Here is a 26,215-nt window from a genome sequence, read left to right on the forward strand (position 1 = left end):
GAGGCGGAGCATGGAACGGCAGGATTGGCAGAATGTGGTGAAGGAGGCCGCCATAAAGGAAATACACGACTATTTTTCCCTGACGGTGTATGGAGAGGAAGCGCCGCAGAAGATCAAAACGCCTTGCTTTACTGTGACCCAGAAGGAATGTACGCAGAAGCGGCTACTGGGCCAACGGCGGGAGATGCGTCTGACGCTGGAGGTGGTCTATCATACAGAGGATCGTCGGGCCGGACGGGAAGAAGCGGCGGCAGTGGCGGACGGGCTGTATGACTGTCTATGGATCATAGGCGGAAGTGAGAAATTCTGCGCCCAGTCTATGAGCCATGAGATGAAGGAAGGAAAGCTGGTGTTTCAGGTATGCTATGTATGGCATATGATTCGGCAGGAAGAGGAGATTTTGATGCAGCGGCTGGAATACAACGGGAGAAAGGTCGTGGGATATGAGCAGGACGGCGAAATTCAGCAGGGAACAGCTGGCGGCCAGTCAGAGGTTTCGTGAGGACAGAGACCTGTTGCTGGCGGTGCTGGCGGCAGAGAAACAATATACCAGAGAGGAAGCGGAAGAGGCCATGGCGGCTTACCGCAGACAGGGGAATGTAGGAAAGGAGAAATAATATGGCATTAGGCGGAGGCACCTTTTTGGTGCAGAACAAGGTACTGCCCGGAGCGTACATCAATTTTGTTTCCAGACCAAGAGCCATGGGCACTTTGGGCGAGAGAGGCATTGTATGCATGGGCATGGCACTGGATTGGGGCGAGGAAGGCATGATCTGTGTGGACGTGGAGGAATTCCAGCTGGGATGCAGAGATGTTTTTGGCTATGGATACAGCCATGAGAAGATGAAAGATCTGAGAGAATTGTTTCTGGGGGCAAAAACGGCGCTGATCTATCGTCTGAATGGAGGACAGAAGGCGGCGCTGACCAGAGGAAGTCTGACGGCAACGGCAAAATACAGCGGCGAAAGAGGAAATGACCTTCGTATCACCGTGGCGGAAAATGTGGATCAGGAAGGTTTATATGATGTGATGACCTATCTGGATCTGGAGCTGGTGGACAGTCAGACAGTGGCAACCATTGAGGAACTGGAAGAAAACAAGTTTGTGGTATTTTCCGGTACAGGGCAGCCGGAGGAGACCGTTGGCGAGCCTTTGGCGGGCGGCGCTTCCGGAGAGGTGGACGGCAGCGCTTACGAAGGGATGCTGAAGGCAGCGGAAAAGGAAGCTTTTACAGTGCTGGCCTATGAAGGCAGCGATGAAATCACCAAAAAGCTGTTTGTGAATTTTACGAAGCGTCTGCGGGATGAGGAAGGCGTGAAATTTGTAACGGTGCTTTATGATTACTGCAAGGCGGACTATGAAGGCGTGATTTCCGTAGGAACAGCGCCGGAGCTGGTGTACTGGACAGCAGGCATGGAGGCGGGCGCACAGGTGAACGAAAGTCTGACCAACCGGAAATATGACGGGGAGTATGCGGTGGACGCCAAGGATTCCAAGAGGAATTTTGAGGAAGGCATCCAGAGCGGGAAATTCCTGTTTTATGATGACGGTGGAGAAATTCGTGTTCTGCGGGATATCAATACCTTTACTTCCTTTGAGAGCAACAAGAACAGCGATTTTTCCTCAAACAGAGTGGTGCGGGTACTGGACAGCATCGCCAATGATGTGGCGAGGATCTTCAGCGACTATTATCTGGGCAAGCGCAGCAACAACGCCAACGGACGGAATCTGCTGAAGGCGGAAATTCTGGCTTATCATGAACAGCTGCAGCAGATAGAGGCCATTGAGAATTTTACGGCGGAGGATGTAACAGTCACTCAGGGCACAGAAAAGCAGGATGTTGTGGTCTACGAAAACGTACAGCCCACCGATGCCATGGAAAAGCTGTACATGAGAGTGGAAGTAGTGTAAAAGGAGGAACGGCATGGGCTATTTAAGGGCAAAGGATACGGTAAACGGCGCGTTGGGCACCTGTTTTGCCATCATTGACGGCAAGCGGTATGAGCTGATGCAGGTGAAGAACGTGACCGCGTCGGTGAAAAAGACGAAAACGGAGATCCCCATTCTGGGTATGACAGGGAAACAGCAGAAAAGCGGCGGCTGGGAAGGCAGCGGGAAAATGACAGCGTATTATGTTTCCAGTCTCTTTCGTGAGCTGATGCTCAAATACATGAAGGATGGGGTGGATACTTATTTTGAACTGATGATTACCAATGAGGACCCCAGCGGGGCCACAGGAAAGCAGACGGTACTGCTGAAGGACGTGAATATTGACGAAATGGTGATCTCCAAGCTGGACGTAAATCAGGCGGCTATGGATGAGGAGATTTCCTTTACCTTCGGAGACGTGGATCTGCTGGACAAATTCGCGGAATTATCATAAAAAAGCTGGGTGGGCGGAGGGAAGAAAGGAGGAAGCATGGAACAGAGTATTTTTTTAAAGGAGAAAGCTCTTCCCATGGGAGAAAAGGAAATATTGATATCCGGCCGTTTCCAGGAGGAAGGCAGAGAGCTTCCGTGGCGCATCCGGGCCATGAGTCAGAAGGAAAATGTGGAAATACAGAACAGCAGGATGTGGCGGGAAAAGGAATATCTGGCGGAGGTCATTGCGGCCTGCGTGGTATTCCCCGATCTGAAAGACGCCGCTTTGCAGGACAGCTATGGCGTTCTGGGGGCGGGGCGGCTTTTGGAGAAGATGCTGACGGCGGGAGAATTCGCCATGCTGCAGGAGGCGGTGGAGGAAATCAACGGATAACAAGGAGGGGAGCAGGTGTACCGATTTTATTTAAAGCAGGGAGAAAAGCAGTTTCTGTTCCCTGTGACGCCCGCCCGGATGGAGAGCAAAACGGGAAGCGGGAACAAGCTGGTTTCTATTTTGCAGATGGGGCAGATGAATCTGCTGCGGTATCCCAATCTGCGGGAAATCCGCTTTACGGCCCTTTTTCCCGGCAGGCAGTACCATTTTGTGCAGGTGGAGGACGGATTTCATGAGCCTTCTTATTTTTGGGGGCTTTTACAGGAATTTCAGCAGGCCAAAAAGCCCGTACAGTTTCTGGTATTCCGGCGGCTGGCCGACGGCAGTCAGATTTTTTGCGAAAATTTGCAGATGGCGTTGGAGGATCTGGAGATTACGGAAAAAGGCGGAGAACAGGGAGATCTCTGGGTGGAGATATTGCTACGGGAATACAAAGAAGCGAAAAGCGTGAAGTATGAGGCCGCACAGGAAGGGGACAAAACCATTCTGTCCGCTTCGGGGGCCCAAAGAGAAGAAAAGGAGACGCCAAAAACCTATACCGTACAGAAGGGGGACTGTCTTTGGACCATCGCCCGGAAGAATTACGGCAGCGGCGCAAAGTATAAGGAGATTGCCGCGAAAAACGGTATCAGTAATCCAAATCTGATTTATCCGGGGCAGGTGCTGCAGTTATGAACATTCGGCTGCTATTGGAGCATAATCAGACCGTTTATGACGCAACCAGCATTGTGACCGATGGTGTGGCGTGGGAAAGCAGTATGCGGGGAGAGGCAGGCAGACTGCGGTTCTCCGTGGTACGGGACGGCATTATCAATTTTGTGGAAGGGGATAAGGTTCAGTTTTATACGGACGGTATTCTTCGTTTTGTGGGCTGGGTCATGACAAAGGAGAGAACACAGGAGCAGATTATAGAGGTGACGGCCTATGACCAGATGTTTTATCTGGCAAAGAACAGGGGGACTTATGTTTACTGGGATAAGAAAGCCTCGGAGGTCATTTCCATGATCGCGTCGGACTATGGTCTGGCGGTGGGGACGATGGCGGATACGGGCTGGAAGATTCCACAGCGCATTGAGGAAGGGCAGACGCTGCTGGACATGATGCTGACAGCACTGGAATTGTCAGAGGAGGCTACGGGAAAGGAATACTTTCTTTTTGACGACTGCGGCAGACTGACCGTAAAGGAGCGAAGCCAGATGGACACAGCGGGGGTATTCTGCTGTGACGGCGGTGTGGGGAGCTATACCTATGTGACAGATATCAGCGAGGATACCGTCAATGGGGTACGGCTTTACCAGGCAGGTCGGAAGGAGACGGAGCGGCTGGCCTACCAGCAGGAAAACAGCGAAAAGGTAGAGGAATGGGGCAGGCTGTATGCCTACCGGCATGTGGCCTTTACCTTGAATCAGGCACAGATGAAAGAAATCGCCCGGGGGATACTGGAGAAGCAGTGTCGGGTGAAAAAGACGCTGGTGGTGGAGAATGTCAACGGGGATCTGGATATCCGGGGAGGTAATTCCATTTATTTATCCATTCCCGATCTGGCGGAGATTGGCGTAGAGCAGAAGGTACTGGTGGAAAAGTGTACCCATGTTTATGAGGACGGCAGTCATAAAATGAGCATGGAGATCAGAGTGGAGGGATGAGGAAGTGGAAGAAATGAGAGCCTTTTTTCAGGAGGCGGCCTACCTGCCCGGAGAGCGGGAGATTCTGGTATCGGAACGGTTTCGGCAGGAGGATGGACCGGCCTTATGGCGAATCCGGGCGCTGCGGGAGGAAGAACTGACGGCGGACGTGGAGGAAGAGCAGTACGCGGGGCTTTGCGCCGCGGCGGTATGCGCGCCGGATCTTTCTGACAGGAAGCTGTGGGAAAGCTATGGGGCAGACAGCAAGGAGGAACTTTTGCAGAGGATGCTGACGCCCGGGGAATATCTGCGGCTGCTGGAGGCGGTGCTGGAGCTGAATGGGTACAGAGAACGGAAACAGGAGAGAAAAGAAACGGCAAAAAACTCATTCGGGAGGGCGTAGATGAGGCGGATTATGCCTGCTATGCCCTCCGGCACTATGGAATACGGCCGGGAGAATGGGCCAAAATGGAACTGGCGGAAAGAATGTTTTTGTGCGCTGTGATTGAGCTGGAACTGGAAGAAGGGGCAAAGAAGGGATGACACATTGCGAAAAAAGAAAAGTCTGTTTTTTCGCCTGATGCAGGCGACAGAAAAAGAAAAGAGAAAACGAGGCCCCGGTATCTGGGAAACGGCAGAGAAAAGGCATCTGGGAGAGCGGCGATCTGTTTTTCAGAAGGAAAGGACCACTGTTCAGGAAAAACAGTCTTTTTTTCGGACGGCGGTTCTTCAAAAAGAGCGGGAACGGCAGGCGGAACGGCTGGAACGTGTCTTTTGGCGGCCTTCCGCGGGAAAAACGGCAGGAGAACATCACCCAAAAACGCTTTTTTTCGGGGAAAATGGGGTGCAAATACGCAACGAGACAAAGGGAGAGCGGCGTTTTGGAAAGGAAATCAGCAGACGGGAGCTGTTTTCCCGGCAGAAAGAGGAAAAGGACAGACAAAGAAGTGTTGGGAATTTATTTTTCGCGGACATGAGACGGGAGAACAAAGAAAGAACGGCACTGGAGGAGATGAGCCGATATTTTTCTGAAATACGGGAGAAAGACAGCGGGCAGAACGTGACAATACATATTGGACAGATCCGGGAGACAGCGGATGTGGACAAGGTCATGGAAGAGATGACGAAGAAGCTGTGGGAAGCCCGTTCCATGGGACGCAGCAGAATAGAAAGGCGGAGATAGGATGCTGGAAATCATGAAGCAGCTGGCGCTGGACGCGGTGGATAAGGAGAGTCTGGCGGATTTTACCATTGGGACAGTGAGCAGTGTATCCCCTCTGGTGATCCGGCAGGAGGATGGGCCGGAGCTGACAGAAAGGTTTCTGGTTCTGGCCAGGAGTGTAACAGACCACGAAGAACGGGGGCAGGCCAGAATCTGGACGGAAAATGAACCGGACCGCTGGTCGGAATACCGTTTGATCCGGCGGAACGGTCTGAAACAGGGGGAAAAGGTGATTCTGGTCAAAGCGTCTGGCGGGCAGCAGTATGTGGTGCTGGACAGAGCGGCGAAAGGGGGAGAAGAATGATACCCAAGAGAGAAAGCGTGGTATTGCTGGAGACGGTAGAGGAAAAAAAGATGCCGTCTCTGACCTATGCCATGATGGAGACAAAAGGGGAAATCAGAGGAAATGCAGACGGTTTGGAGGCCATAAAACAGGCCATTTACAAGATATTGATGACGGAGCGGTACCGGTATTTGATCTATGATTTTCAATACGGCGTGGAGCTGGCGGATCTGTATGGCAGACCGGCGGCATATGTGATCCCGGAGGTGGAAAAGCGCATCCGAGAAGCATTGCTGGCCGATGACAGGGTGAATTCCGTGGAGGATTTCCAGTTTTCAGAGGAACAGGGGGCATTGGCGGTGCGTTTTCAGGCGGAAACGGAATTGGGAACCATAGAGCTGGAAAGAAAGGTGGAAACGGCATATGTTTGAGGATTACGAGGGTTTGATGGCCAGAAAGCTGGCTATGATCTCAGATAAGAGAGACAAACGGCAGGGCAGTCTGATTTTTGACGCTATGGCACCCAACGCGGCGGAAAGTGCTTCTTTTTACGCGGATCTGGAAATGCTGATGGACCGGACCTTTGCCGATACAGCCACAGGCGAGGATTTGACCAGAAGATGCGCCGAACGGGGCATCTGGCGGAAGGAAGCGGTAAAAGCTACATTTTACGGGAAATTTCTGGATGGAGAAGGCGCGGGATACCCTTTGGAAACGGGCGAACGGTTTTATCTGGAGGGACTCTATTACTGTGTGACAGGGCAGGAAAACGGCCGCTATGTGCTGGAATGCGAGACTGCGGGAGAGATTGGCAACAGTTTTCTGGGAGAATTGCTGCCGGTACAGCATCTGGAAGGATTGGCTGTGGCTGAGCTGGAGGAACTGCGGACCGACGGCGAGGATGAGGAAGAGGACGAGGTACTGCGCGGACGGTACATGGACAGTTTTACCGCAGACGCCTTTGGCGGAAATGTGGCCGATTACAGGAAGAAGGTCATGGCGCTGGAAGGCGTGGGCGGCGTAAAGGTCTATCCTATCTGGAACGGCGGCGGTACGGTGAAACTGGTGGTGCTGGACAGAGGATGGAGAAAGCCCACAGAAAAGGAACTGGAGGAAATACAGACACAGATTGATCCGCAGCAGCGGGGGCTGGGCTACGGCATCGCGCCGGTGGGCCATAAGGTCACCGTGGAAGCGGCGGAGGAAAAGGCGTGTGAGATTACCACAGAACTGACTTTGGAGGAGAATGCTGTATTAGAGGATATTCTGGAAAAAATAAAAGCGGCGTGGGAGGAGTATTTTCTGAGTCTGCGAAAAAAATGGGCAGACAGCGAACGGCTGGCAGTGCGGATCAGTTATTTGGAATCGGCAGCGCTGGAGGTATTCGGTGTGGTGGATATTCAGAATACCACAATCTGCCATCAGGCGCAGAATCTGATTCTGGAGGAAACAGAAATCCCGGTACTGGGAGAGATTGAGGTGGTCTGAGTGGAAAACAGGTATGAGAAATATGTGCCGCCAATGCTGTTGGAATATGCGCAGTTTCGGAAGCTGGCGGAATTGGAAGGCGGCATTTTGGAAGAAGAGGCACAGGCAAAGGCAGAAACGGAGCAAAGCCAATGGATTCTGACCTCGTGCAGAGAAGGGCTTCTGCGCAGAGCGGCGTTCATGGGACTTCGTGTGGAGCCGGAGGAAGAAATTGAAAAGATGCGGGAGAGAGTGCTTTCTTATTGGAGCAGCCGTACGCCATATACCTATTTTATGGTACTGGACTGGCTGGACGGTTACTGTGGGGAAACGGGATATCAGGCGGAAATACGGTATGACCAATATTTGCTGAAAATTGTACTGCGGCTGGCGGAAAAGGAAAAACGGGCAGCGGTATATGAATGGCTGCGCAGCCGTATTCCTGCGAATATTGTGCTGGAGGTACTGCTGGATGTCAACCCGCACAGGAAGGTAGGCTGGCTGACTCATGGGCAGCTGAAACAGTCGGGATGGACCTATGGACAGATTCCTTATGAGGATTTGGCGGCCTATGAGCGGAAGAAGGAATAAATTGCGGAGGGTCGAATTTGTTTTGAAAAATCCGGAATATATTTTTTCCGGGAATAGAAAAAAATCCTTGCGGAGTCAGGGGTTTTGTGATAGAATATTGATACTGTGTGAAAGAATAGGCCCGTTTTATTAAGGGAAAAATATAGGAGGTTTCAAAAATGGCGACCATCAGTTTGGTTTTATCCGTAGTTTTGCTTATTTTATCTGTATTGCTTTGTATCATCATCCTGCTTCAGTCCAAGCGTTCCGCAGGCCTGGGCGCTATCAGCGGCGGCGGCAGCGGCGACACATACTGGAGCAAGAATAAAGGCAGTTCCATGGAAGGCGCTTTGGAAAGATACACAAAGATCGGCGGCGCCCTGTTCATGATTATTGCTTTTGTCATCAACCTGGTAGGCTGAGAAAGATAAGAGATGCAGAAATGCGTCTCTTTTTTTGTAAGAAAACGGAGAAAACGGAAAAAATATGGGAAAAAGCAATTTCCTTTGGATGGGGATGTCTGTGTGGCAAAGGAGGGAATCATGGAGAAAGATATTTGGACCATTCGAAAAGAAAAAATACTGGCGTTGATGGAGACGGAAGCCTATACGCCTATGAAACGAAAAGAGATTCGGCGGCTGATGGAGGTGCCGGAGGAGGACCGGGAAGATTTTGATCGGATGATCGAAGAATTGAAGGAGGAAGGCAGCGTTTTTGAGACAAAAAAAGGCAAGCTGGCTTCCCCTCGGGCGCTACAGATGGCAAGGGGTACTTTCCTTTCCCATGCCAAGGGATTTGGTTTCGTTGCGCCGGAAAACGGCGGGGAGGATGTATTTATCCCGGCGGCGGAAACAAACGGCGCCATGCAGCAGGACAAGGTGCTGTATAAGGTGACAGGACGCAGCGGCGGCGGGAAACGGGCCGAAGGCGTTATCATCAAGGTGTTGGAGCGGGGGCTGAACCGTATTGTGGGACTCTATGAACAGGGAAAGGGATTTGGTTTTGTCATTGCTGACGACAGGAAGATCGGCAAGGATATTTTTATTGCCAGAGAGGACAGTATGGGCGCAGTCAGCGGTCATAAAGTAGTGGTGGAGATCACCGATTACGGCGATGAGCGCAGGAATCCCGAAGGAAAGATCACTGAGATTCTGGGGCATATCAACGATCCCGGCGTGGATATTCTGTCTGTGATCCGACGTTATGAGCTGCCGGTGGAATTTCCCGGGGAAGTCTATGACCAGATTCAAAATCTGGAGACGGAAGTGCGGGAAGAGGACAAGGAAGGCAGAGAGGATTTGCGGGATGTACTGACCATCACCATCGATGGGGCGGATGCCAAGGATTTGGATGACGCTGTATCTTTACGGAAACTGCACAACGGGAATTACGAGCTGGGGGTTCATATTGCGGACGTGTCTCATTATGTACCGGAAGGAACGCCCCTGGACAAAGAGGCTTATGCCAGAGGCACCAGTGTATATCTGGTGGACCGGGTCATTCCTATGCTGCCCCATAAGCTGAGCAACGGCATTTGTTCTCTGAATCCGGAGACAGACCGGTTGACCATGAGCTGTATCATGGAGATTGATGAAAAAGGAAATGTGGCGCATTATCGTATTGTCAATTCTGTGATTTATTCCAATTATCGTATGACCTATATGGCGGTCAGGGAAATTCTGGAGGACAAAACGCCGGAGCTTCTGGAAAAATACGCCGAGATCGTCCCCATGCTGGAGGAAATGAATGAACTGCGGCAGATTCTGGGCGAAAAACGGAAACGGCGGGGTTCCGTGAATTTTGATTTGCCGGAATCCAAGATCATTCTGGATGAAGAGGGAAAACCGGTGGAGATTCGTCCGGAGGACCGGAATATTGCTACCAATTTGATTGAGGAATTTATGCTGGTATGCAACGAGACCGTGGCAGAGAGCTTTTTCTGGCAGGAAGTGCCTTTTGTATTCCGTTCTCATCAGGAGCCGGATGAGGAGAAAACGGAAAAGATGGAGCAGTTTCTGCGGGGATTCGGTTACTACGTGCGGAAAAAGGACGGGGAGATTCATCCCAGAGAATTCCAGCGGATATTATCCCAGGCGGAAGGAAAGCCAGAGGAACGCATCATTACCCGTATGGTGCTGCGGAGCATGATGCAGGCCAGATATACGGCGGACAATCAGGGCCATTTTGGTCTGGCGGCAAAGTATTACTGCCATTTTACCTCTCCCATCCGCCGGTATCCCGATCTGGAGATCCATCGTCTTATCAAGCTGATATTGGCGGGAGAGATGGCCGGAAAGCGGGAAGAAAACTATCGGAAGAAAATGCCGGAGATTGCCCTGCACTGTTCCAGAAGAGAGCGAATCGCCGAGGACGCGGAACGGGATACGGACGATTTGAAGAAAGTGGAATATATGCTGGACAAGATCGGACAGAGTTATAGGGGCATTATTTCCGGTGTTACCAACTGGGGCATTTATGTGGAACTGGAAAATACGGTGGAAGGCATGGTAGCGTTGTCGCAGATGGACGATGATTATTATGCTTTCGACGAGCGCACCATGCAGGTGGTTGGCAGATGCAGCCAGAAGGCATACCGTCTGGGAGACCAGGTGCAGGTTGTGGTGACAAAGGTTTCCAAGGAGCTGGGAACGGTGGATTTTGCCTTTGTGGAAGAGGACGAAGCGGAAATGTAAGAAAATTGATGATTTTGTAATAGAATCGTCATTTGATTTTTGGGGAAATTATGATATAATCATCCTGCGAGAGAATGTCGCGGAAAAAAAGAAAGTACAGGTGTGGCCAATGGCGAAGGGAAATGGAACGAAGCTGATCGCGCAGAATAAAAAAGCATATCATGATTATTTTATCGAGGAAGTGTATCAGGCGGGGATCTCCCTTGTGGGCACGGAGGTAAAAAGCCTGCGGGCAGGCAAGTGCAGTCTGAAGGAAAGCTATATCCGCATTGAAAATGGAGAGGCTTTCATCTATAATATGCATATCAGTCCTTATGAACAGGGGAATATCTTCAATAAAGACCCACTGCGCACAAGGCGTCTGCTTCTGCATAAAAACCAGATCCGTAAGCTGGCCATGGAAGTGCAGGCGGCCGGATATACCATTGTGCCGCTGAAGGTGTATTTTGACAGAAGTCTGGTAAAGCTGGATATTGGGCTGGCGAAAGGGAAGAAGCTTTATGATAAGCGGGAGACCATCGCCAAAAACGATATGCGGCGTCAGGCGGAAAAAGATTTTAAAATACGAAATCTTACTTTGTAAGAGGAAGGATTCCAAAGGTTGTCGAAAGTGTCCTCCGCTTCGGCGGAGGAGGATAGGGGGATGTAAAGGTTTCGACGGGAGTCTTGAAAGTAGGGATAGCCATCCGCAGGCCGGTGAACTGCGTCATCAAGCCGGAAAATTCTTAAAAAGAAACGACAACAATAAATTAGCATACGCTGCCTAATTGCGGCAGCTGTCAACCCCGGATTTCCTGCCGTCCGGGTGCTTGGCATCGACCTGGCGGGGCACTTTTTCGCTTAAGCTTTGCGGCGGAAAAAGACTCATGAAGCTACTGGGGCATAAAGCCTGTCATTCGGCGTTATGACCCGGGAATTTCAATAGACTGACTGTGATGGGAGAGGTTCTTACAGATGGGTTTTCGGACAGGGGTTCGACTCCCCTCATCTCCATGGAAAAAGCGGGCGTTCGGGCGGTGATTATCTCCGTCTGTGCGCCGTTTTTTTGAGGAAACAGTATGGGTGAAAAGGACGAAAAAAGGGGGAAAATAAATGGGAAAAGGATGGATGCTGTTTCGGGGCATCTTCAAAAGAAAACAAAGGTCACCGGAATCCATGGGGCACGCAGAACGTCGGAGATTCCAATGTGAATGGAGTTGTTTTCCTGAAAAGACTGCCGGCGCGGTTCCCCTGGAAAGAGCGGGAAGCGGGAAAGCTGGTATTTTCTTAAGGGGTATCTGCTTTTTTGCGGTATTTTTTCTTTGCTGCGGCATATACAGCGTACACAGCACCCGGGCGGAAGGGTTCCCTTATGAAATAGAGGTAAATCTTTCCAAAAATGTGGTGACGGTGTACCGGGCTGATGAAAATGGGGAATATTCTCTGGCGGACCGGGCGTTTGTTTGCTCGGTGGGGAAGGCTACCCCTACGGGCGTGTTCCGTACTACGGACAAGTATGAATGGCGGGCGCTGTTCGGCAATGTGTTCGGGCAGTATGCCACAAGAATCACAGGAAGCATTCTGTTCCATTCTGTGCCGTATTTTGAAATGTATGATAAGGGGTCCTTGGAATATCTGGAATACAATAAGCTGGGGACCACGGCGTCTATGGGCTGTGTCCGACTGACGGTGGAGGACGCGAAATGGATTTACGACAACTGCCCTTCCGGAACGACAGTACGGATTGTGAAAGATGGAGCAGTACCCATTACACCGGAGGAGCCTGTAACCATTGACGTAAACAACATGGAACTTCGCGGATGGGACCCGACAGATCCGGACCTGAGCAATCCCTGGAGAAGCCAGCTGCCGGACCATGCCAGACTGGAGAAGCTAACGGTCAAAAATCCGGAGACAAGTTTCTGGCTGGAAGCGTTTTACGGCGGCGGCAGTTATTATCTGAAGGCGGAGGACGCCAAAATGGTGTTTGGGTATTTTGAGAAAAATCTTCTTTTGCCCACATCTTTATCTTCCAGCTGGAAGGCCAATGACAAACTTCCATTTTTATATGGAGAAAAAAGCTATGAAGTGGAATACTGCATCTATGACGGCGTTCCTTATTATAAACTGCGGGATCTGGCTGACATATCCGGCATTACGATTTCCTGGAGCATGGAGAAAAATGAGAGAACCAACATCCTGCTGCAGGACAATACCTTTGCGGGAAGATGGGAAAAGCTGATTCGGGAAGGACGCAGGATAGAGCAAGCCATAGAGGAGATTTCCTGAGTTTGCCCCTATGGTATGACGCAGGGAGAAATCATCAGAAAGAGGGAGAAGAATGGGTTGGAAAAAACTGACCATTATTGTTTTGGCGGCGGCAGTACTGATCTGCGGCGCCATTGCCCTTTCCATGAAGCTGACGAAACAGCAGCAGGTGGAAATGGAGGTCAATCAGAATAAAACGCCTCAGGCCGGGGATACGACGACACTGACGGATATGGAGAATATGCCTTTGTACTATGATGACGAGGAAGTGCTGTTGCTGCCGGTGCGTAACGTTGTGGAAGGCCTGGGCGGCAGTGTTTCCTGGGATGCGGAGAAAAAAGCTACGGAGATTTCCTATTATGGCAAAAAACTGCTTTTGAACCGCGGCAGCAGCGAAGCGCAGCTCAACGGATATGATATCACTCTGAAAAGAGAGGTAGAGGCCATCAATGGCTGTTTATACGTAACATCGGATGTGTTTTCCGAATATTTTGCCACAAAGGTCATCTGGGACAGCGACCAGCAGCTGGTGACTATACAGACGGGAGACAACAGCCAGCCGGTCATTGCCAGCTGTGTGATTTCCGGAGAAGACGGAGAGCGGAGTTATTCGGCGGAATATCCTGTCGTTGTGGGATTGAATGACGGCAGCTTTGAAAAAAATCTGAACAATAGCTGGAAGGAATACGCGGAAGAGGCCATCGCATCCTTCCTGCCGGAGGAAGAGATGGAAGAAGACACTTCTGAGGCTTCGGCGGAAGATGCTGCTGCGGAAGAAGCGGCAGCTTCGGAAGAGAGCGGAGAAACAGCGGAGAATAACGACGCCCAGGAAGAGCCTTTGCCCAAGCAGGTTCATCTTCGCTTTATGAAAGGCTATTGCAGTGACGCTTTTCTTTCCCTTTGCTGGGAAAAGGAAACAGACGGCAAACTGGAAGTGGAATGTGTCAATATAGACCTTCTGGAACAGCGGAAAGTAACCCTGTCGGATCTGACGAATGGGGAGAATTTGACAGAAAGTCTGGCGCCGTACGCCACAGAGAAGAATACGGAAAATTATTATATTTCCGCGGAACAGGAACTGATGCTCATGGAAAATATGGAGGATGGGACCTATACTTCGGTGCCTGTGCCTTTTGAATTCAGTCAGTCTGTTTGGAAAGAAAAGTATCGTTTCCTTTTGGGAATCTGATCGGAAGGGGAAACAGCCGTTTTACGCGCAAAGGAACGAGAGTGTTCTGCGTTTTTAGGCGCGGTTGTTTTATCAGAGAAATATGCAAAATAATAAAATCGTCGGGCCCTTTGAGATGCTTCGCAAAGAACCCGGCGATTTTTATTTGCTTATAAAGATGCGTCCCAAAGGATGCTTTGTGTTTTTACGGCGGACGCTTGTATTTCCTTGTTTTTGCCTATGTTTTCCACCACTAAATTTTTTTACGGGAAAAAAACATGGTTTGTTTATGCTTTATCAAAGTGGCGAATATTGTATAAAAACATAAACAATAAAAAGTGGGACAATAAAAGTTTGTCTGACAAATAAAAAAGTGAAAAAGTGGGCAAAAACTGCAAAAGAAATAGAATTTGCATAAAAATATTTATTTGTACAAGGCTGTTGACAGCAATTCGCACAAAAGGCATTTTGTTAGAAACATAACGGTTTTATTTCCATTTTGCGGTTGAAATCATTTCCGAATGATTGTATAATAAACGAGTACCTAAGGCTGTACTTTGGTCTGATAAGAGGGTTTTGTTGTGTGACAAGCACATTGACAAAATCTTTACCATGAAAGGACAGGCTGTACAGGATTCGCGGACTTTTCCGCAAAAAAAGAAGGGGCTTTTGCCCCGAGGGAGTTTGTAAAATCACTTTACAAATTTATTTTTGAAGGAGGAGAAACAAAAATGTCTAAAGTAATGAAAACGATGGACGGTAATGAAGCTGCTGCATACGCTTCCTATGCGTTTACAGAAGTAGCTGGCATTTTCCCCATCACACCATCCTCCCCAATGGCTGAAAAAACAGACGATTGGGCAGCAAATGGCAAGAAAAACCTTTTCGGTCAGACTGTTAAGGTAGTAGAAATGCAGTCTGAAGCAGGTGCTTCCGGTACTGTACACGGTTCCCTGGCAGCAGGCGCTCTGACAACAACATATACAGCATCTCAGGGTCTGCTTCTGATGATCCCTAACATGTACAAAATCTCCGGCGAACTGCTTCCCGGCGTATTCCACGTAACAGCACGTGCGCTGGCTGCACAGGCTCTGTCCATCTTCGGTGACCACTCCGACGTTATGGCTTGCCGTCAGACAGGTTTCGCTATGCTGGTTTCCAACAGCGTACAGGAAGTTATGGACCTGGCTTGCGTAGCACATCTGTCCGCAATCAAAGGCCGTGTTCCTTTCCTGCACTTCTTCGATGGTTTCCGTACATCTCACGAAATCCAGAAGATCGAATGCATCGACTATGATGAACTGGCTAAGATCATCGATATGGACGCTGTAAATGCCTTCAAGAGAAATGCGCTGAACCCCGAACATCCCGTAATCAGAGGTACAGCACAGAACCCCGACATTTACTTCCAGGCTCGTGAAGCTGCAAACAAATTCTATGATGCTCTGCCCGCAGTAGTAGAAAACTACCTGGGTGAGATCAACAGAATCACAGGCAGAGACTACAAGCTGTTCAACTACTATGGCGCTGCTGATGCAGAAAGAATCATCATCGCTATGGGTTCCGCTTGTGAAGCAATCGAAGAAACCATCGATTATCTGGCAGCAAAAGGCGAAAAAGTTGGTCTGGTTAAAGTTCACCTGTTCAGACCTTTCGTAGCAGCAAAACTGCTGGAAGCTATTCCTAAGACAGTTAAGAAGATCGCTGTTCTGGACAGAACAAAAGAACCCGGCGCACAGGGCGAACCTCTGTACATGGATGTTTGCACAGCTATGTTCGAAATGGAAGATGCTCCTGTTGTTGTTGGCGGCCGTTATGGTCTGGGCTCCAAAGACGTTACACCTGCACAGTTCCTGGCAGTATATGCAAACCTGTCTCTGGACAAACCTAAGAACCATTTCGTAATCGGTATCGTTGATGACGTTACAAACCACTCTCTGGAAGTTGGCGAAGAAATCGACGTTACAGGCGATGACGGCACAATCAGCTGCAAATTCTGGGGTCTGGGCGCTGACGGTACTGTTGGTGCAAACAAGAACTCCATCAAGATCATCGGTGACCACACAGACATGTACGCACAGGCTTACTTCAGCTACGACTCCAAGAAGTCCGGCGGTGTTACACAGAGCCACCTGCGTTTCGGTCACAAACCCATCCGTTCCACATACCTGGTTAAGACAGCAAACTTCGTTGCTTGCCACAAACAGGAATATGTAAATCTGTACGACATGGTTACAGAACTGAACGAAGGCGGCACATTCCTGCTGAACACAACATGGTCCGTAGATGAACTGGAACAGCACCTGCCCGCAAAACTGAAGAGACAGCTGGCTGAAAAGAAAGTAAACTTCTATATCATCAACGGTACAGAAATCGCAAAAGAAATCGGTCTGGGCAACAGAATCAACACTGTTCTGCAGGCTGCATTCTTCAAACTTGCGAACATCATTCCTATCGATCAGGCTGTAGAATACATGAAAGCTGCGATCACAAAATCCTACGGCAAGAAGGGTGACACAATCCTGAACATGAACTACGCTGCTGTTGACCGTGGTGTAGACGGCGCTGTTAAGGTTGAAATCCCCGCTTCCTGGGCAACAGCTGTTGATACAGAAGTAAAAGCTGCTAGAAAATCCACAGAATTCGTTGATAAGGTAGTAGCTCCTATGAACGCACAGGAAGGCGACAAACTGCCTGTATCCGCTTTCTCCGGCAGAGAAGACGGTACATTCCCTTGCGGTACAGCTGCTTATGAAAAACGTGGTGTAGCCGTTGACGTACCCGAATGGAACGCTGAAAACTGCATCCAGTGTAACCAGTGCTCCTATGTATGTCCTCACGCTGCAATCCGTCCTGTTCTGCTGACAGAAGAAGAAGCTGCAAAAGCTCCTGCTGCATTCAAGACAGTAGACGCAAAAGGCGGCGCTGCATTCGCTGGTCTGAAATACAGAATGCAGGTATCCTCTCTGGACTGCCTGGGCTGCGGCAGCTGTGCAGTAGTATGTCCTGCACCTAACAAAGCTCTGGTTATGAAACCTCTGGCAACTCAGGAAGCTGAAGCAGCTAACTGGGATTACGCAATCGACGAAGTTGCTCCTAAGGCTAACCCTATGGGCAAAGGCTCCGTAAAAGGCTCTCAGTTCGAACAGCCTCTGCTGGAGTTCTCCGGCGCTTGCGCAGGCTGCGGCGAAACACCTTACGCAAAACTGGTAACACAGCTGTTTGGTGACAGAATGTACGTTGCAAACGCAACAGGCTGCTCCTCCATCTGGGGTGGTTCCGCACCTTCCATGCCTTACACAACAAACAAAGACGGCCGTGGTCCCGCATGGGCAAACTCCCTGTTCGAAGACAACGCTGAATATGGCCTGGGTATGGCTACAGCTGTAAAACAGATGAGAAATGGCCTGAAAGATAAACTGGAAAGCCTGAAAGCAATCGACGGCTCCGTTGCTGGTGTTGTTGACGCTTGGGTAGAAACTATGTTCGATGGTGAAAAATCCAGAGAAGCATCCGACGCTCTGGTAGCAGCTCTGGAAGGCTATGCTGGTACAGACGCAGAAGCTAAGAACATCGTTTCCTATGTACTGGAAAACAAAGATCAGCTGGTTAAGAAATCCCAGTGGATCTTCGGTGGTGACGGCTGGGCTTACGATATCGGCTACGGCGGTCTGGACCACGTTCTGGCATCCGGCGAAGATGTAAACGTTCTGGTATTCGATACAGAAGTTTACTCCAACACAGGCGGTCAGGCATCCAAATCCACACCTGCTGGTGCAGTTGCTCAGTTCGCTGCATCCGGTAAGAGAATCAAGAAGAAAGACCTGGGTATGATGGCTATGAGCTATGGCTACGTTTACGTTGCACAGGTTGCAATGGGCGCAGACAAGAACCAGCTGGTAAAAGCTCTGCTGGAAGCTGAAAGCTACCATGGTCCTTCCCTGATTATCGCATACGCTCCTTGCATCAACCACGGTCTGAAAGGCGGTATGAGCGGCGCTCAGAACGAAATCAAACGTGCTGTTGAAGCAGGTTACTGGCATATGTTCAGATTCAACCCCGTTCTGAAAGAGGAAGGTAAGAATCCTTTCACTCTGGACTCCAAAGAACCTACAGCAAGCTTCAGAGACTTCCTGCTGAGCGAAGTGCGTTACAGCGCACTGCAGAGAACATTCCCCGAAGTTGCGGAAGAACTGTTCGAACAGTCCGAAAAGAACGCAAAAGAAAGACTGGAAAGCTACAAGAGACTGGCTAACCAGCAGTAATCAGATTCTTTTGAGATATTCAGGCGCTGCCTGAGAGATAAGAGCCGGATGGGAAACAGATTCCCCTAAGAACACATGGTTTTTCTATTCCTTGGTTTCTTAGGGGAGCTGCCCCGGCTGCCCTCAGAAGAATACAGATGAAATCAAATTAGAAAGCTGAAATCTTTGTATTACAAAGATTTCAGCTTTTTTTATGAACAACGTATTGCATGGGCCCTTTTTTATGTTTTTTTGAGAGAATTTTACATTTTTATTGAGAAGGGAAAAAGCTCTTTTGCGGAAGAGAAAAATAGTGTATACTCTACCTATGGGAAATGAAAGGGGGAGCGCATATGCGAGAAACATTATGCCGCTGCCGCAGGATTGTGGTAAAGGTAGGAACAGCTACCATTACTTATCCCAACGGCAGGCTGAACTTAAAACGGATCGAAGAACTGGCCTGGGTGCTGACGGATCTGCGTAATCGCGGGATCGATGTAGCACTGGTTACCAGCGGCGCCATTGGTGTCGGCGCTGTCAGAATGTCTCTGGCGGAACGCCCCACCGAAATGCGAAAAAAACAGGCGGCTGCCGCTGTGGGGCAGGCTATGCTGATGCAGATTTATCATAACTTTTTTGACCGGTATAATCAGACCGTCGCGCAGATTCTGCTGACGAAAGAGGAAATGGGCACGGAAGAAAGATACCAGAATACCCATAATACCTTTGAGACACTGTTTGAAATGGGCATCATCCCCATTGTCAATGCCAACGACACCATCTCAACCTATGAAATTGAGATTTCCGACAATGACCGGCTTTCCGCTATGGTAGCCGAAGTTACGCAGGCGGATTTGCTGGTGCTGCTGACGGATATTGATGCTCTTTATGATAAGAATCCCAGAGAACATGAGGATGCGAAACGGATATCCTATGTGGAAAGAGTGACGGAAGAAATTGAGAAGATGGCCAGCGGGAAAGGCTCTGCCTTCAGTGTCGGCGGAATGCAGACAAAACTGGAAGCGGCGAAGATCTGCGAAAAGGCCGGTGTTTCCATGGCCATTGCCCATGGCCAGGACCCTACGGTAATCCATCGTATTCTGGCGGGGGAGGATGTAGGCACCTGCTTTGGCAAAGGAATCGAAGAAAAGGAGAGATGAGAAGATGAGCTATTGTCCAAAATGCGGAAGAGAAATCATAGACGAAAGTCTGGGCTGCCCTATTTGCAGTGTCAGAGATAACGTGCAGTATGGATCACAGCAGCAGGAACAGTCCAATCCTGCCCAGTCGGAAGAGCCTAAGGCGGAAAAGGTGGAGTCCTTTACGGTAGAAGACGGAAACGGTACCTATCAGCGCTTTGAAAGCAGACAGACCACCGGCGGCACCTGGGGAGAAAATCCACAAAACAACAGACAGTATGATCCTGTCCATGAACCCACCATCCATCCGGCTTTGAAAGTAATTGTCATTGTGCTGATTATTCTGGTAGGTGGCATTGGCGCCGTGGCCGGTCTGATTGCCGGTATCATCCTGATGAAAAGCCCTGCGCAGGATTATCAGCGTTTCGGGAAAACCATTACCATTGTCAGTGCCATCATGCTGGCGCTGAGCCTGATCTGCTGCGTAGCAAGCGGATTTGTTGGTATGGCGGCTCTTCCCTTTACTTATTACTACTAAGGATATTACCGTATGAATTTATTTGATTTTATTGGCTCTGCCGTCTGTCATCAGATGGCGGAGCGCAGTTTTATATGGGGAGATCTGCAAAGTCCGGTTTGTGCCCGCTGTACCGGCATTGAGGCCGGTCTGCTCTTTGGTACAGTATTCTTTCTGCTGGCAGGCAGACAAAAGGGGAACCGTCCTTTCTCCTTTGGCAGCAGCCTGTTGGCAGGGCTGTCCTTTTTGCCGATTGCTGTGGATGGCGTAGGCAGCTATCTGGGCTTTTGGGCAAGCAACAATCTTTTGCGGGTCGTTACAGGGGCCATGGCGGGCTATGGCTTGCCGGGACTTTTTCTGCTGGCGGCGAATTTCCAGCCGGGGCAGAGGAATGACAGCCCCATCTATGCCCGTTTGTGGGAACAGGCGGGGCTTTTGGCCCTTACACTGGTCTATGGCCTTCTGGTCTGGCTGGGTTGGCTTCCTTATGGGACCGTGGCGGTCATAACGGCCTTGGGCGTTATTTGTTTTTACGGGGGATTTGTGTTCCTGCTGCTGCGTCTTCTGGCGGGGAAAAGGGAATGGCCTTTTCTCCGGCTGTCTGCTCTGGGCGGCTTGTGTTTGGTCTGTCTGATGGGAGGACTGGTAGGATGAAAAAAATACTGCGGCAAAAAGGCAAAGAAAACAGAGACAGTCTTTCTCCGGCGGAACGGGCGGAAAAAAGCCGGCGGATAGCGGAGAATATTCTCAAAGGCCCCATTTTCAGCAGGGCGCAGAGGGTGTTTTCCTACCTGCCCATGGGGACAGAAGCGGATACGATGCCGATTCTGGAAGCGGCCTGGCGGATGGGGAAACAGGTTGCGGTGCCTGTCTGTGAGAAAAAAAGACAGATGTATTTTGTCGTTATTGGGAGTATAATGGAAACAGAAGTCAGCGCCTATGGCATCCGGGAACCGAGAAAAGGCAGAGAATGGGAGGTGACCCCGGAACCGGGGGATCTTTTTCTGGTGCCTGCCCTTCTTTTTGACAGAAATGGCTATCGCCTGGGCTATGGCGGCGGATATTATGATACATATTTTGCGGAACATCCGGTTTCTCTCAAAATCGGCTGTGGATTTTCCTGTCAGATTTATGAGGGCAGCCTGCCCCGAGAGGAGACGGATCTGCCGGTGGACTGGATTGTAACGGAAAATGGATGGTTGGGAGGAAAAAAATGAGTGATTTGATTCAGATGGGGAAAAAAGCAAAGGAAGCGGCAGTGGTTTTGTCTGTACTGCCTACCACAAAGAAGAATCAGGCCCTTTGTCATGCGGCGGAGGCCCTGCTGGCGGCCAAAGAGGATATTCTGGAAGCCAACGCCGCGGATGTGGCGGCGGCCGAAGCGGCAGGCATCAAAGGCGCCTTTATTGACCGTCTGACATTGACGGACAAGCGTCTGGAGGAAATGGCGGAGGGCCTTCGTCAGGTGGCGTCTCTGGATGACCCTGTGGGCGAGGTGCTTTCCATGAAAACACTGGATAACGGTCTGATGATCGGCCAGAAACGGGTACCCATGGGCGTGATCGGCATTATTTTTGAGGCACGGCCCAATGTGACGGCGGATGCCTTTGGTCTTTGTCTGAAGGCAGGCAGCGCGGTGATCCTGCGGGGCGGCAAGGAAGCCATTTCCACCAATAAACGGGTCGTAGAGGTTTTCCAGCGCGCGCTGGCGGAAGAAGGTTTGCCGGAGGGCGTGGTGCAGATTGTGCAGGACACCTCCAGAGAGACGGCCAATGAAATGATGCGGCTCAACGGCTATCTGGATGTACTGATTCCCAGAGGCGGCGCGGGACTCATCCAGAGCGTAGTCCAGAACAGCACTGTGCCTGTGATCCAGACCGGTGTGGGCAACTGCCATATTTTTGTGGATGAGAGCGCCGATCTGGAAAAGGCCCTGCGGATCGTGCTTAACGCAAAGACCCAGCGCCCCGGTGTATGCAACGCCTGTGAAAGCCTGCTGGTTCATGAAAAACTGGCGGAGACCTTCCTGCCCATGATCGGGAAGGCTTTGCAGGAAAAGAAGGTGGAGGTCCGCGGGGATGAGACCACCTGCCAGAAGGTGCCCGGGGCTGTGGCGGCAACGGAAGAGGACTGGGCAACGGAATACGCGGATTATATTATTTCCACCCGGGTGGTAAAGAATCTGGACGAGGCCATCGAACATATCCGCCGGTATACCACAGGACATTCTGAGGCCATTGTAACGGAAAATTATACCAATGCCCAGCGATTCCTCAATGAAGTGGACGCGGCAGCAGTCTATGTGAACGCCTCCACACGCTTTACGGACGGCGGTCAGTTCGGCTTTGGGGCGGAAATCGGCATCAGTACCCAGAAACTCCATGCCAGAGGGCCTATGGGCTTGAAGGAATTGACAACAACAAAATATATTATTTACGGCAACGGACAGATCAGAGAATAACAGAAGGGGGATTTTATAATGCGGATTGGCATTTTAGGCGCCGGCGGCGTAGGCGCGACTGTGGCGGGAGCCATTGACAAAAGCGGAGAGGAACTGATTTTGATCGCCAGAGGCGAAACCAAGCAGAAGGTATTGGAGCGGGGCTGGATTCTGGAATCAGAGCGTTTGGGAAACCGTGTGATCCGTCCCGTTCTGGTCAGTGATGATCCTAAGGAAATCGGCGTGCTGGATGTGCTGATTCTGGGCTGCAAGAGCTTTGCCGTAAAGGAAGTCTGCGCTCAGTACAAAGATGTGGTAGGAGAGGATACACTGGTGATCCCTCTGCAAAATGGCTTTGTGACCGCGGAGCAAGCGGAAGAAGCGCTGCACCGTGGCGTGATCGCCCATGGTTTTATTTACTGCCTGTCTCAGATCGTGGAAAAAGGCCATGTATCCAATGTAGGTACGCTGCTGCGGGCAGGCTTTGGCTTCCCTGACGGCAGAAAAAACGAAAAGGCGGAACGTCTGGCGAAGATCCTCAATGACGGCGGACTGCCCACGGAGTATACGCCGGAGGTGCTGCGGTTGGTTTGGCAGAAATATATGATGATCTGCGGCAACAGCTGTACCTTCCTGTATTACGATATGACCGTCGGCGGCATTATGGAATCTAAAGAACGTCTGGACTTCCTCAGAGGGACTTATGACGATCTGGAACGTCTGGCCAATTCTGTGGGTGTTACCCTGCCCAATGGGATCAAAGAAAAATATGTGGAGGAATTCCAGGAAATGCCTCCTTCCGCAGCGTCTTCCCTGTATCGTGATCTGAAGGGCGGCATTGTGCCCAATGAACTGGAGCAGATCATTGGCAGCGCCGTGAAGCTGGCGGACGAGAAGGGGCTGGAGATCCCCTATGTGGCGGCGGCTTATGAAAAAACAAAGGAAAGATTCTGTAAATAAAAAGGGCAAAAAAAAGGCTCTCCCGAAGGGATTGAACAGGTCCAGTAAAAACGGACAATGACAAAAAGCCCCCTTATGTAGGATAATAGAACTACATAAGGGGGTCTCGCTATGTCCGGAAAAAAAGGAATGAAAAAGTATCCAGCGGGGATACGAGAGGAAGTTGTATCACGAATCAGAGCAGGAGAAAGTCAGCGTGCTTTAAGTCAAGAGTATGGGATTAGTCGATGGGCAATTCACTGCTGGCTAAAAGAATCTGTCCTTCCAAAGACACGAGGGCGCAAACCTGCAAAAACACTGGCAGAATACAGGTATGAGAACAAACGACTAAAGATGGAAAATGAGCTATTGCGGGATTTTCTGCACTCCACAGAAAGGAAGTGAGACCAAGGGCAAAATATTCTGTAATCTACCGGCACAGAAATGAATATCCGATATCCGTCATGTGTCGCTTCTTTCAGGTATCCAGAAGCGGATATTATGATTTTGTCCATCGTCTAGGTAGACCGGAGAAAGATATAGATCTTGCAGAAATCATTGCGGAACAGAGGGAGCGCAGCTTTCGCACGTATGGCTATCGTAGGATGTGGATGGTGCTGAAGAAGCAGGGCATTCACCGCAATCCCAAGACCATCCTTCGTATCATGAAGAAATACGGTTTGCTTGCGGAAATCCGTCGCCGCAGGAAATGGCAGCAGATGGGGCAGCAAGTCCACAAGTACGAGAATCTGCTCAACAGAAAGTTTCATGCAGACAGACCTAACAGTAAATGGGTAACGGATATTTCTTACATTCACACAAAGCAAGGCATACTGTATCTGTCTATGATTCGGGATCTCTATGACAACAGCATCGTTGCCTATAAGACCGGCACAGAGCAGACAGTCAACCTGGTATTGGATACAATTCGCCTGGCTATGCACAGGGAGAAAAAGACAGTCGCTGGGGAGTTGCAGCTCCACAGCGACCAAGGATTTCAGTATACCTCACAAGCGTACTTTAACCTGATTAAATCTTATGACATTACGCCCTCCATGTCAAGACGAGCAAACCCGTATGACAACGCTATGGCAGAAAATTTTTTCTCCATTCTCAAGGCAGAGTGTATCTACCGCCATAAACCAGCTTCATTCTGTGAAGCCAACGAGATGATTGACCGTTATATTTATTTTTACAACCATGAGCGCATCCAGTTAAAAACCGGAGAGCCGCCGCTTACGCGACGCCTCTCCACTTAAAACTTCATATTTTCCTACATAGAGGCCTTTTTGTGCTGTCCGCACAATCTGGAGCAGTTCAGGATCGGGAGGGCCTTTTTGTCTGGAAAGAAAAAAGACACATAAAAAAGCCTTCGTATCAGGGGCATCTCCATAAGAAAACAAATACTGCTGGGGTCTATACGATATAGAGTAATATAGGATTCCAGCGATTTTATTTAAATGGATTTGTTTTCTTATGAAGACAGCCATCGCAGTTCCCTTCAGAAATCAAGAAATAAGAAAATCAATGTTTTCTGGAAGGGAGCCTGCTTTTACGAAGGCTTTTATATGTTTAAAATCAGATTGCACGAGTAATTTTGTTGGAACGCATGCATCTTGTGCAAACGTAGATAGATTTTACATTGCCGTTATCTTCCACGATTTTGATTTTCTTTACATTGGGTTTCCATTTTCTGTTCGCGCGTCTACTAACCTGACTACGGTTAATGCTGATTCTATGACCTTTGATCTGGCCTTTTTCACAAATTTCACATCTAGCCATTGCCTGCACCTCCTTCAAAGCTTCTATGTGACACAACAAAGTTATTCTAGCAGAAAACTTCCGAATTTGCAAGAAGAAACGCCCTTTTTTTAAAATTTTTTTTGTTTGGAAAATTTTGCGGAAAAACAGACGCAAACGTAAGAAAAATGTAAGGTTTTTCTAAGAAAAGGGAAAAGAAGCCGTGCTATACTCAAAGAAAACCACTGGGAGGAAAAAGGGAAGCGAGGGGATGAAATGAAGAAGGTATTGATTCTGGCATTGACGCTTTGCATGGGATGGCAGGTTTCGGCCTACGCCGCCCAGAGAGAAGTGGTGGTAACATTGGACGGAAAGCCGGTGACGCTGGCGGAAGAGCCTGTTTATGTGGAAGACAGGATGATGCTGCCGGTACGGGCGCTGGCGGAAACGTTGCAGGCCAGTGTGTCCTGGGACAGCGCAAGCCGTACCGCCACAGTGAAAAAAGAGATGGACGGCGTGGAAAATGCGGCGGGAGAGCCTTTTGTCTGGCAGGTTTCCATGGGGCTGGATTCCAAATATCTGACGCTGATGGAGCGGACACAGCTGTTGTTAAAGAACACGCCGCTGCTGCTTCATGACCGGGCGTATCTGCCTTTTCGGGAACTGGCGGAGGCCATGAATCTGGGGGTGAGCTGGTCCACTGACGGAACCACGGATTTTGTGGCGCTGACCTCTCCTGAACTGCCGGAGGTAACGCTTTCTGTGAAGGGCGCTTATGACAAGGAGAAAAAGAGCGTTTCCATGGAGTGGAAAAATTCAGAAGATGTGACCTTTTTCTATGGTGCGGATTACCGCCTGGAACGCTGGGAAGAGGACAGATGGCAGCCGGTGGCGCCAAAGGACGGCCTTGTGACGGTGGATCTGGCGTATCTGATCGGAAAGGGCAGCACGGTATCGGAATTTTCCCTTTGGGGCTGGGAAAACAGCCTGAGCCCGGGCAAATATCGTCTGGCGGTGCCCTATCGCTGCAACGACGAGAATGGAGCGGATTTCTTTACTCTGTCCCAAACGGCGGCCTATGATGGTACTGCTTCTACGATCTATACGGCTTATGGAGTGTTCTCCATTTCATAACTGATAAAATATGTCGGGACTTCTTTGCGAAA

General features: G+C 50.0%; 29 protein-coding genes and 1 other RNA gene. 29 read left to right on the forward strand and 1 reads right to left on the reverse strand.

Annotated elements, in window-relative coordinates:
- The first annotated feature begins 10 nt into the window (after nucleotides 1–10).
- The 28 genes from H9X84_RS03825 (at nucleotide 11) to H9X84_RS03960 (ending at nucleotide 24,568) form a co-directional block, all read left to right on the forward strand.
- Nucleotides 11–502: a phage tail terminator family protein gene (locus H9X84_RS03825; RefSeq protein WP_205133003.1), complete on the forward strand. Its 492-nt coding sequence runs from the start codon at nucleotides 11–13 to the stop codon at nucleotides 500–502.
- Nucleotides 444–617, forward strand: coding sequence for a hypothetical protein (locus H9X84_RS03830; RefSeq protein ID WP_205133004.1), 174 nt, complete (start codon nucleotides 444–446; stop codon nucleotides 615–617). The genes H9X84_RS03825 and H9X84_RS03830 overlap by 59 nt, the downstream gene beginning before the upstream one ends.
- Nucleotide 618: 1 nt before the next feature.
- Nucleotides 619–1,911: a phage tail sheath C-terminal domain-containing protein gene (locus H9X84_RS03835; protein ID WP_205133005.1), complete on the forward strand. Its 1,293-nt coding sequence runs from the start codon at nucleotides 619–621 to the stop codon at nucleotides 1,909–1,911.
- A gap of 13 nt (nucleotides 1,912–1,924) precedes the next feature.
- Nucleotides 1,925–2,383 (forward strand): phage tail tube protein, encoded by a 459-nt coding sequence (locus tag H9X84_RS03840; protein WP_205133006.1) that lies wholly within the window; start codon nucleotides 1,925–1,927, stop codon nucleotides 2,381–2,383.
- A 36-nt stretch (nucleotides 2,384–2,419) separates the two neighbouring features.
- Entirely contained in the window at nucleotides 2,420–2,755 is a 336-nt protein-coding gene (locus tag H9X84_RS03845; RefSeq protein WP_205133007.1) for a phage tail assembly chaperone, read from the forward strand.
- A 15-nt stretch (nucleotides 2,756–2,770) separates the two neighbouring features.
- Nucleotides 2,771–3,430, forward strand: coding sequence for a LysM peptidoglycan-binding domain-containing protein (locus tag H9X84_RS13250; RefSeq protein WP_205133008.1), 660 nt, complete (start codon nucleotides 2,771–2,773; stop codon nucleotides 3,428–3,430).
- The gene (locus tag H9X84_RS03855) at nucleotides 3,427–4,401 is read left to right on the forward strand and encodes an XkdQ/YqbQ family protein (RefSeq protein WP_205133009.1); all 975 of its coding nucleotides are present in this window, start codon (nucleotides 3,427–3,429) and stop codon (nucleotides 4,399–4,401) included. Before H9X84_RS13250 ends, H9X84_RS03855 begins: the two co-directional genes overlap by 4 nt.
- Before the next feature lie 13 nt (nucleotides 4,402–4,414).
- Nucleotides 4,415–4,783, forward strand: coding sequence for a phage tail assembly chaperone (locus tag H9X84_RS03860; protein ID WP_243423524.1), 369 nt, complete (start codon nucleotides 4,415–4,417; stop codon nucleotides 4,781–4,783).
- 144 nt (nucleotides 4,784–4,927) lie between these two features.
- Nucleotides 4,928–5,563 carry a hypothetical protein gene (locus H9X84_RS03865; RefSeq protein ID WP_205133011.1) on the forward strand — a complete coding sequence of 212 codons (636 nt, stop codon included), beginning with the start codon at nucleotides 4,928–4,930 and terminating at the stop codon, nucleotides 5,561–5,563.
- Between the two features lies 1 nt (nucleotide 5,564).
- Nucleotides 5,565–5,906 (forward strand): DUF2577 domain-containing protein, encoded by a 342-nt coding sequence (locus H9X84_RS03870; protein WP_205133012.1) that lies wholly within the window; start codon nucleotides 5,565–5,567, stop codon nucleotides 5,904–5,906.
- Entirely contained in the window at nucleotides 5,903–6,316 is a 414-nt protein-coding gene (locus H9X84_RS03875) for a DUF2634 domain-containing protein (protein WP_205133013.1), read from the forward strand. Before H9X84_RS03870 ends, H9X84_RS03875 begins: the two co-directional genes overlap by 4 nt.
- A complete protein-coding gene (locus H9X84_RS03880; RefSeq protein ID WP_205133014.1) occupies nucleotides 6,309–7,373 on the forward strand; it encodes a baseplate J/gp47 family protein in 1,065 nt (354 codons plus the stop codon). The genes H9X84_RS03875 and H9X84_RS03880 overlap by 8 nt, the downstream gene beginning before the upstream one ends.
- Entirely contained in the window at nucleotides 7,374–7,943 is a 570-nt protein-coding gene (locus tag H9X84_RS03885; protein WP_205133015.1) for a putative phage tail protein, read from the forward strand.
- 158 nt (nucleotides 7,944–8,101) lie between these two features.
- Nucleotides 8,102–8,344, forward strand: coding sequence for a preprotein translocase subunit SecG (gene secG / locus H9X84_RS03890; protein WP_205133016.1), 243 nt, complete (start codon nucleotides 8,102–8,104; stop codon nucleotides 8,342–8,344).
- Nucleotides 8,345–8,464: 120 nt separating this feature from the next.
- Nucleotides 8,465–10,615, forward strand: a complete 2,151-nt coding sequence (gene rnr, locus H9X84_RS03895; protein ID WP_205133017.1) for a ribonuclease R — start codon at nucleotides 8,465–8,467, stop codon at nucleotides 10,613–10,615.
- A 109-nt stretch (nucleotides 10,616–10,724) separates the two neighbouring features.
- Entirely contained in the window at nucleotides 10,725–11,198 is a 474-nt protein-coding gene (smpB, locus tag H9X84_RS03900; protein ID WP_205133018.1) for an SsrA-binding protein SmpB, read from the forward strand.
- 56 nt (nucleotides 11,199–11,254) lie between these two features.
- Nucleotides 11,255–11,611: a transfer-messenger RNA gene (gene ssrA / locus H9X84_RS03905) on the forward strand.
- A gap of 96 nt (nucleotides 11,612–11,707) precedes the next feature.
- The gene (locus H9X84_RS03910; RefSeq protein WP_205133019.1) at nucleotides 11,708–12,883 is read left to right on the forward strand and encodes a L,D-transpeptidase; all 1,176 of its coding nucleotides are present in this window, start codon (nucleotides 11,708–11,710) and stop codon (nucleotides 12,881–12,883) included.
- A gap of 52 nt (nucleotides 12,884–12,935) precedes the next feature.
- On the forward strand, nucleotides 12,936–14,051 hold the full coding sequence (locus H9X84_RS03915; protein ID WP_205133020.1) for a copper amine oxidase N-terminal domain-containing protein: 1,116 nt from the start codon (nucleotides 12,936–12,938) through the stop codon (nucleotides 14,049–14,051).
- A gap of 710 nt (nucleotides 14,052–14,761) precedes the next feature.
- Nucleotides 14,762–18,295, forward strand: a complete 3,534-nt coding sequence (nifJ, locus tag H9X84_RS03920; protein WP_205133021.1) for a pyruvate:ferredoxin (flavodoxin) oxidoreductase — start codon at nucleotides 14,762–14,764, stop codon at nucleotides 18,293–18,295.
- Nucleotides 18,296–18,627: 332 nt separating this feature from the next.
- Nucleotides 18,628–19,434, forward strand: a complete 807-nt coding sequence (proB, locus tag H9X84_RS03925; protein ID WP_205133022.1) for a glutamate 5-kinase — start codon at nucleotides 18,628–18,630, stop codon at nucleotides 19,432–19,434.
- A gap of 4 nt (nucleotides 19,435–19,438) precedes the next feature.
- Nucleotides 19,439–19,951 (forward strand): hypothetical protein, encoded by a 513-nt coding sequence (locus H9X84_RS03930; RefSeq protein ID WP_205133023.1) that lies wholly within the window; start codon nucleotides 19,439–19,441, stop codon nucleotides 19,949–19,951.
- 12 nt (nucleotides 19,952–19,963) lie between these two features.
- A complete protein-coding gene (locus H9X84_RS03935; RefSeq protein ID WP_205133024.1) occupies nucleotides 19,964–20,584 on the forward strand; it encodes a DUF2085 domain-containing protein in 621 nt (206 codons plus the stop codon).
- A complete protein-coding gene (locus tag H9X84_RS03940) occupies nucleotides 20,581–21,147 on the forward strand; it encodes a 5-formyltetrahydrofolate cyclo-ligase (RefSeq protein ID WP_205133025.1) in 567 nt (188 codons plus the stop codon). The genes H9X84_RS03935 and H9X84_RS03940 overlap by 4 nt, the downstream gene beginning before the upstream one ends.
- The gene (locus H9X84_RS03945) at nucleotides 21,144–22,391 is read left to right on the forward strand and encodes a glutamate-5-semialdehyde dehydrogenase (protein ID WP_205133026.1); all 1,248 of its coding nucleotides are present in this window, start codon (nucleotides 21,144–21,146) and stop codon (nucleotides 22,389–22,391) included. The genes H9X84_RS03940 and H9X84_RS03945 overlap by 4 nt, the downstream gene beginning before the upstream one ends.
- Nucleotides 22,392–22,409: 18 nt before the next feature.
- Nucleotides 22,410–23,330: a ketopantoate reductase family protein gene (locus H9X84_RS03950; RefSeq protein WP_205133027.1), complete on the forward strand. Its 921-nt coding sequence runs from the start codon at nucleotides 22,410–22,412 to the stop codon at nucleotides 23,328–23,330.
- A gap of 111 nt (nucleotides 23,331–23,441) precedes the next feature.
- Nucleotides 23,442–23,714, forward strand: coding sequence for a hypothetical protein (locus tag H9X84_RS03955; protein ID WP_205133028.1), 273 nt, complete (start codon nucleotides 23,442–23,444; stop codon nucleotides 23,712–23,714).
- Nucleotides 23,711–24,568, forward strand: coding sequence for an IS3 family transposase (locus H9X84_RS03960; protein ID WP_143710741.1), 858 nt, complete (start codon nucleotides 23,711–23,713; stop codon nucleotides 24,566–24,568). The genes H9X84_RS03955 and H9X84_RS03960 overlap by 4 nt, the downstream gene beginning before the upstream one ends.
- Nucleotides 24,569–24,887: 319 nt before the next feature.
- On the opposite strand, the gene rpmB is transcribed toward H9X84_RS03960, so the two are convergent.
- Nucleotides 24,888–25,091, reverse strand: a complete 204-nt coding sequence (gene rpmB, locus H9X84_RS13365; RefSeq protein WP_022254343.1) for a 50S ribosomal protein L28 — start codon at nucleotides 25,089–25,091, stop codon at nucleotides 24,888–24,890.
- Between the two features lie 234 nt (nucleotides 25,092–25,325).
- Between rpmB and H9X84_RS03970 the strand changes: the two genes are divergently transcribed.
- The gene (locus H9X84_RS03970) at nucleotides 25,326–26,183 is read left to right on the forward strand and encodes a copper amine oxidase N-terminal domain-containing protein (RefSeq protein WP_205133029.1); all 858 of its coding nucleotides are present in this window, start codon (nucleotides 25,326–25,328) and stop codon (nucleotides 26,181–26,183) included.
- Nucleotides 26,184–26,215 lie beyond the last annotated feature (32 nt).

The organism is Anaerotignum lactatifermentans (genome assembly GCF_016902535.1).
Taxonomy (GTDB): Bacteria; Bacillota; Clostridia; order Lachnospirales; family Anaerotignaceae; genus Anaerotignum; species Anaerotignum lactatifermentans_A.

What these genes read in the sequence shown, in the direction of transcription:
- smpB (WP_205133018.1), top strand. Translation starts at nt 10,725, where the DNA reads ATGGCGAAGGGAAATGGAACGAAGCTGATCGCGCAGAATAAAAAAGCA.
- rpmB (WP_022254343.1), bottom strand. Translation starts at nt 25,091, where the DNA reads ATGGCTAGATGTGAAATTTGTGAAAAAGGCCAGATCAAAGGTCATAGA.
- H9X84_RS03860 (WP_243423524.1), top strand. Translation starts at nt 4,415, where the DNA reads ATGAGAGCCTTTTTTCAGGAGGCGGCCTACCTGCCCGGAGAGCGGGAG.
- secG (WP_205133016.1), top strand. Translation starts at nt 8,102, where the DNA reads ATGGCGACCATCAGTTTGGTTTTATCCGTAGTTTTGCTTATTTTATCT.
- H9X84_RS03955 (WP_205133028.1), top strand. Translation starts at nt 23,442, where the DNA reads ATGTCCGGAAAAAAAGGAATGAAAAAGTATCCAGCGGGGATACGAGAG.
- H9X84_RS03935 (WP_205133024.1), top strand. Translation starts at nt 19,964, where the DNA reads ATGAATTTATTTGATTTTATTGGCTCTGCCGTCTGTCATCAGATGGCG.
- H9X84_RS03940 (WP_205133025.1), top strand. Translation starts at nt 20,581, where the DNA reads ATGAAAAAAATACTGCGGCAAAAAGGCAAAGAAAACAGAGACAGTCTT.
- H9X84_RS03875 (WP_205133013.1), top strand. Translation starts at nt 5,903, where the DNA reads ATGATACCCAAGAGAGAAAGCGTGGTATTGCTGGAGACGGTAGAGGAA.
- H9X84_RS03880 (WP_205133014.1), top strand. Translation starts at nt 6,309, where the DNA reads ATGTTTGAGGATTACGAGGGTTTGATGGCCAGAAAGCTGGCTATGATC.
- proB (WP_205133022.1), top strand. Translation starts at nt 18,628, where the DNA reads ATGCGAGAAACATTATGCCGCTGCCGCAGGATTGTGGTAAAGGTAGGA.
- H9X84_RS03825 (WP_205133003.1), top strand. Translation starts at nt 11, where the DNA reads ATGGAACGGCAGGATTGGCAGAATGTGGTGAAGGAGGCCGCCATAAAG.
- H9X84_RS03910 (WP_205133019.1), top strand. Translation starts at nt 11,708, where the DNA reads ATGGGAAAAGGATGGATGCTGTTTCGGGGCATCTTCAAAAGAAAACAA.
- H9X84_RS03835 (WP_205133005.1), top strand. Translation starts at nt 619, where the DNA reads ATGGCATTAGGCGGAGGCACCTTTTTGGTGCAGAACAAGGTACTGCCC.
- H9X84_RS03970 (WP_205133029.1), top strand. Translation starts at nt 25,326, where the DNA reads ATGAAGAAGGTATTGATTCTGGCATTGACGCTTTGCATGGGATGGCAG.
- H9X84_RS03945 (WP_205133026.1), top strand. Translation starts at nt 21,144, where the DNA reads ATGAGTGATTTGATTCAGATGGGGAAAAAAGCAAAGGAAGCGGCAGTG.
- H9X84_RS03870 (WP_205133012.1), top strand. Translation starts at nt 5,565, where the DNA reads ATGCTGGAAATCATGAAGCAGCTGGCGCTGGACGCGGTGGATAAGGAG.
- H9X84_RS03950 (WP_205133027.1), top strand. Translation starts at nt 22,410, where the DNA reads ATGCGGATTGGCATTTTAGGCGCCGGCGGCGTAGGCGCGACTGTGGCG.
- H9X84_RS03855 (WP_205133009.1), top strand. Translation starts at nt 3,427, where the DNA reads ATGAACATTCGGCTGCTATTGGAGCATAATCAGACCGTTTATGACGCA.
- H9X84_RS03915 (WP_205133020.1), top strand. Translation starts at nt 12,936, where the DNA reads ATGGGTTGGAAAAAACTGACCATTATTGTTTTGGCGGCGGCAGTACTG.
- H9X84_RS03930 (WP_205133023.1), top strand. Translation starts at nt 19,439, where the DNA reads ATGAGCTATTGTCCAAAATGCGGAAGAGAAATCATAGACGAAAGTCTG.
- H9X84_RS03840 (WP_205133006.1), top strand. Translation starts at nt 1,925, where the DNA reads ATGGGCTATTTAAGGGCAAAGGATACGGTAAACGGCGCGTTGGGCACC.
- H9X84_RS03830 (WP_205133004.1), top strand. Translation starts at nt 444, where the DNA reads ATGAGCAGGACGGCGAAATTCAGCAGGGAACAGCTGGCGGCCAGTCAG.
- nifJ (WP_205133021.1), top strand. Translation starts at nt 14,762, where the DNA reads ATGTCTAAAGTAATGAAAACGATGGACGGTAATGAAGCTGCTGCATAC.
- rnr (WP_205133017.1), top strand. Translation starts at nt 8,465, where the DNA reads ATGGAGAAAGATATTTGGACCATTCGAAAAGAAAAAATACTGGCGTTG.
- H9X84_RS03845 (WP_205133007.1), top strand. Translation starts at nt 2,420, where the DNA reads ATGGAACAGAGTATTTTTTTAAAGGAGAAAGCTCTTCCCATGGGAGAA.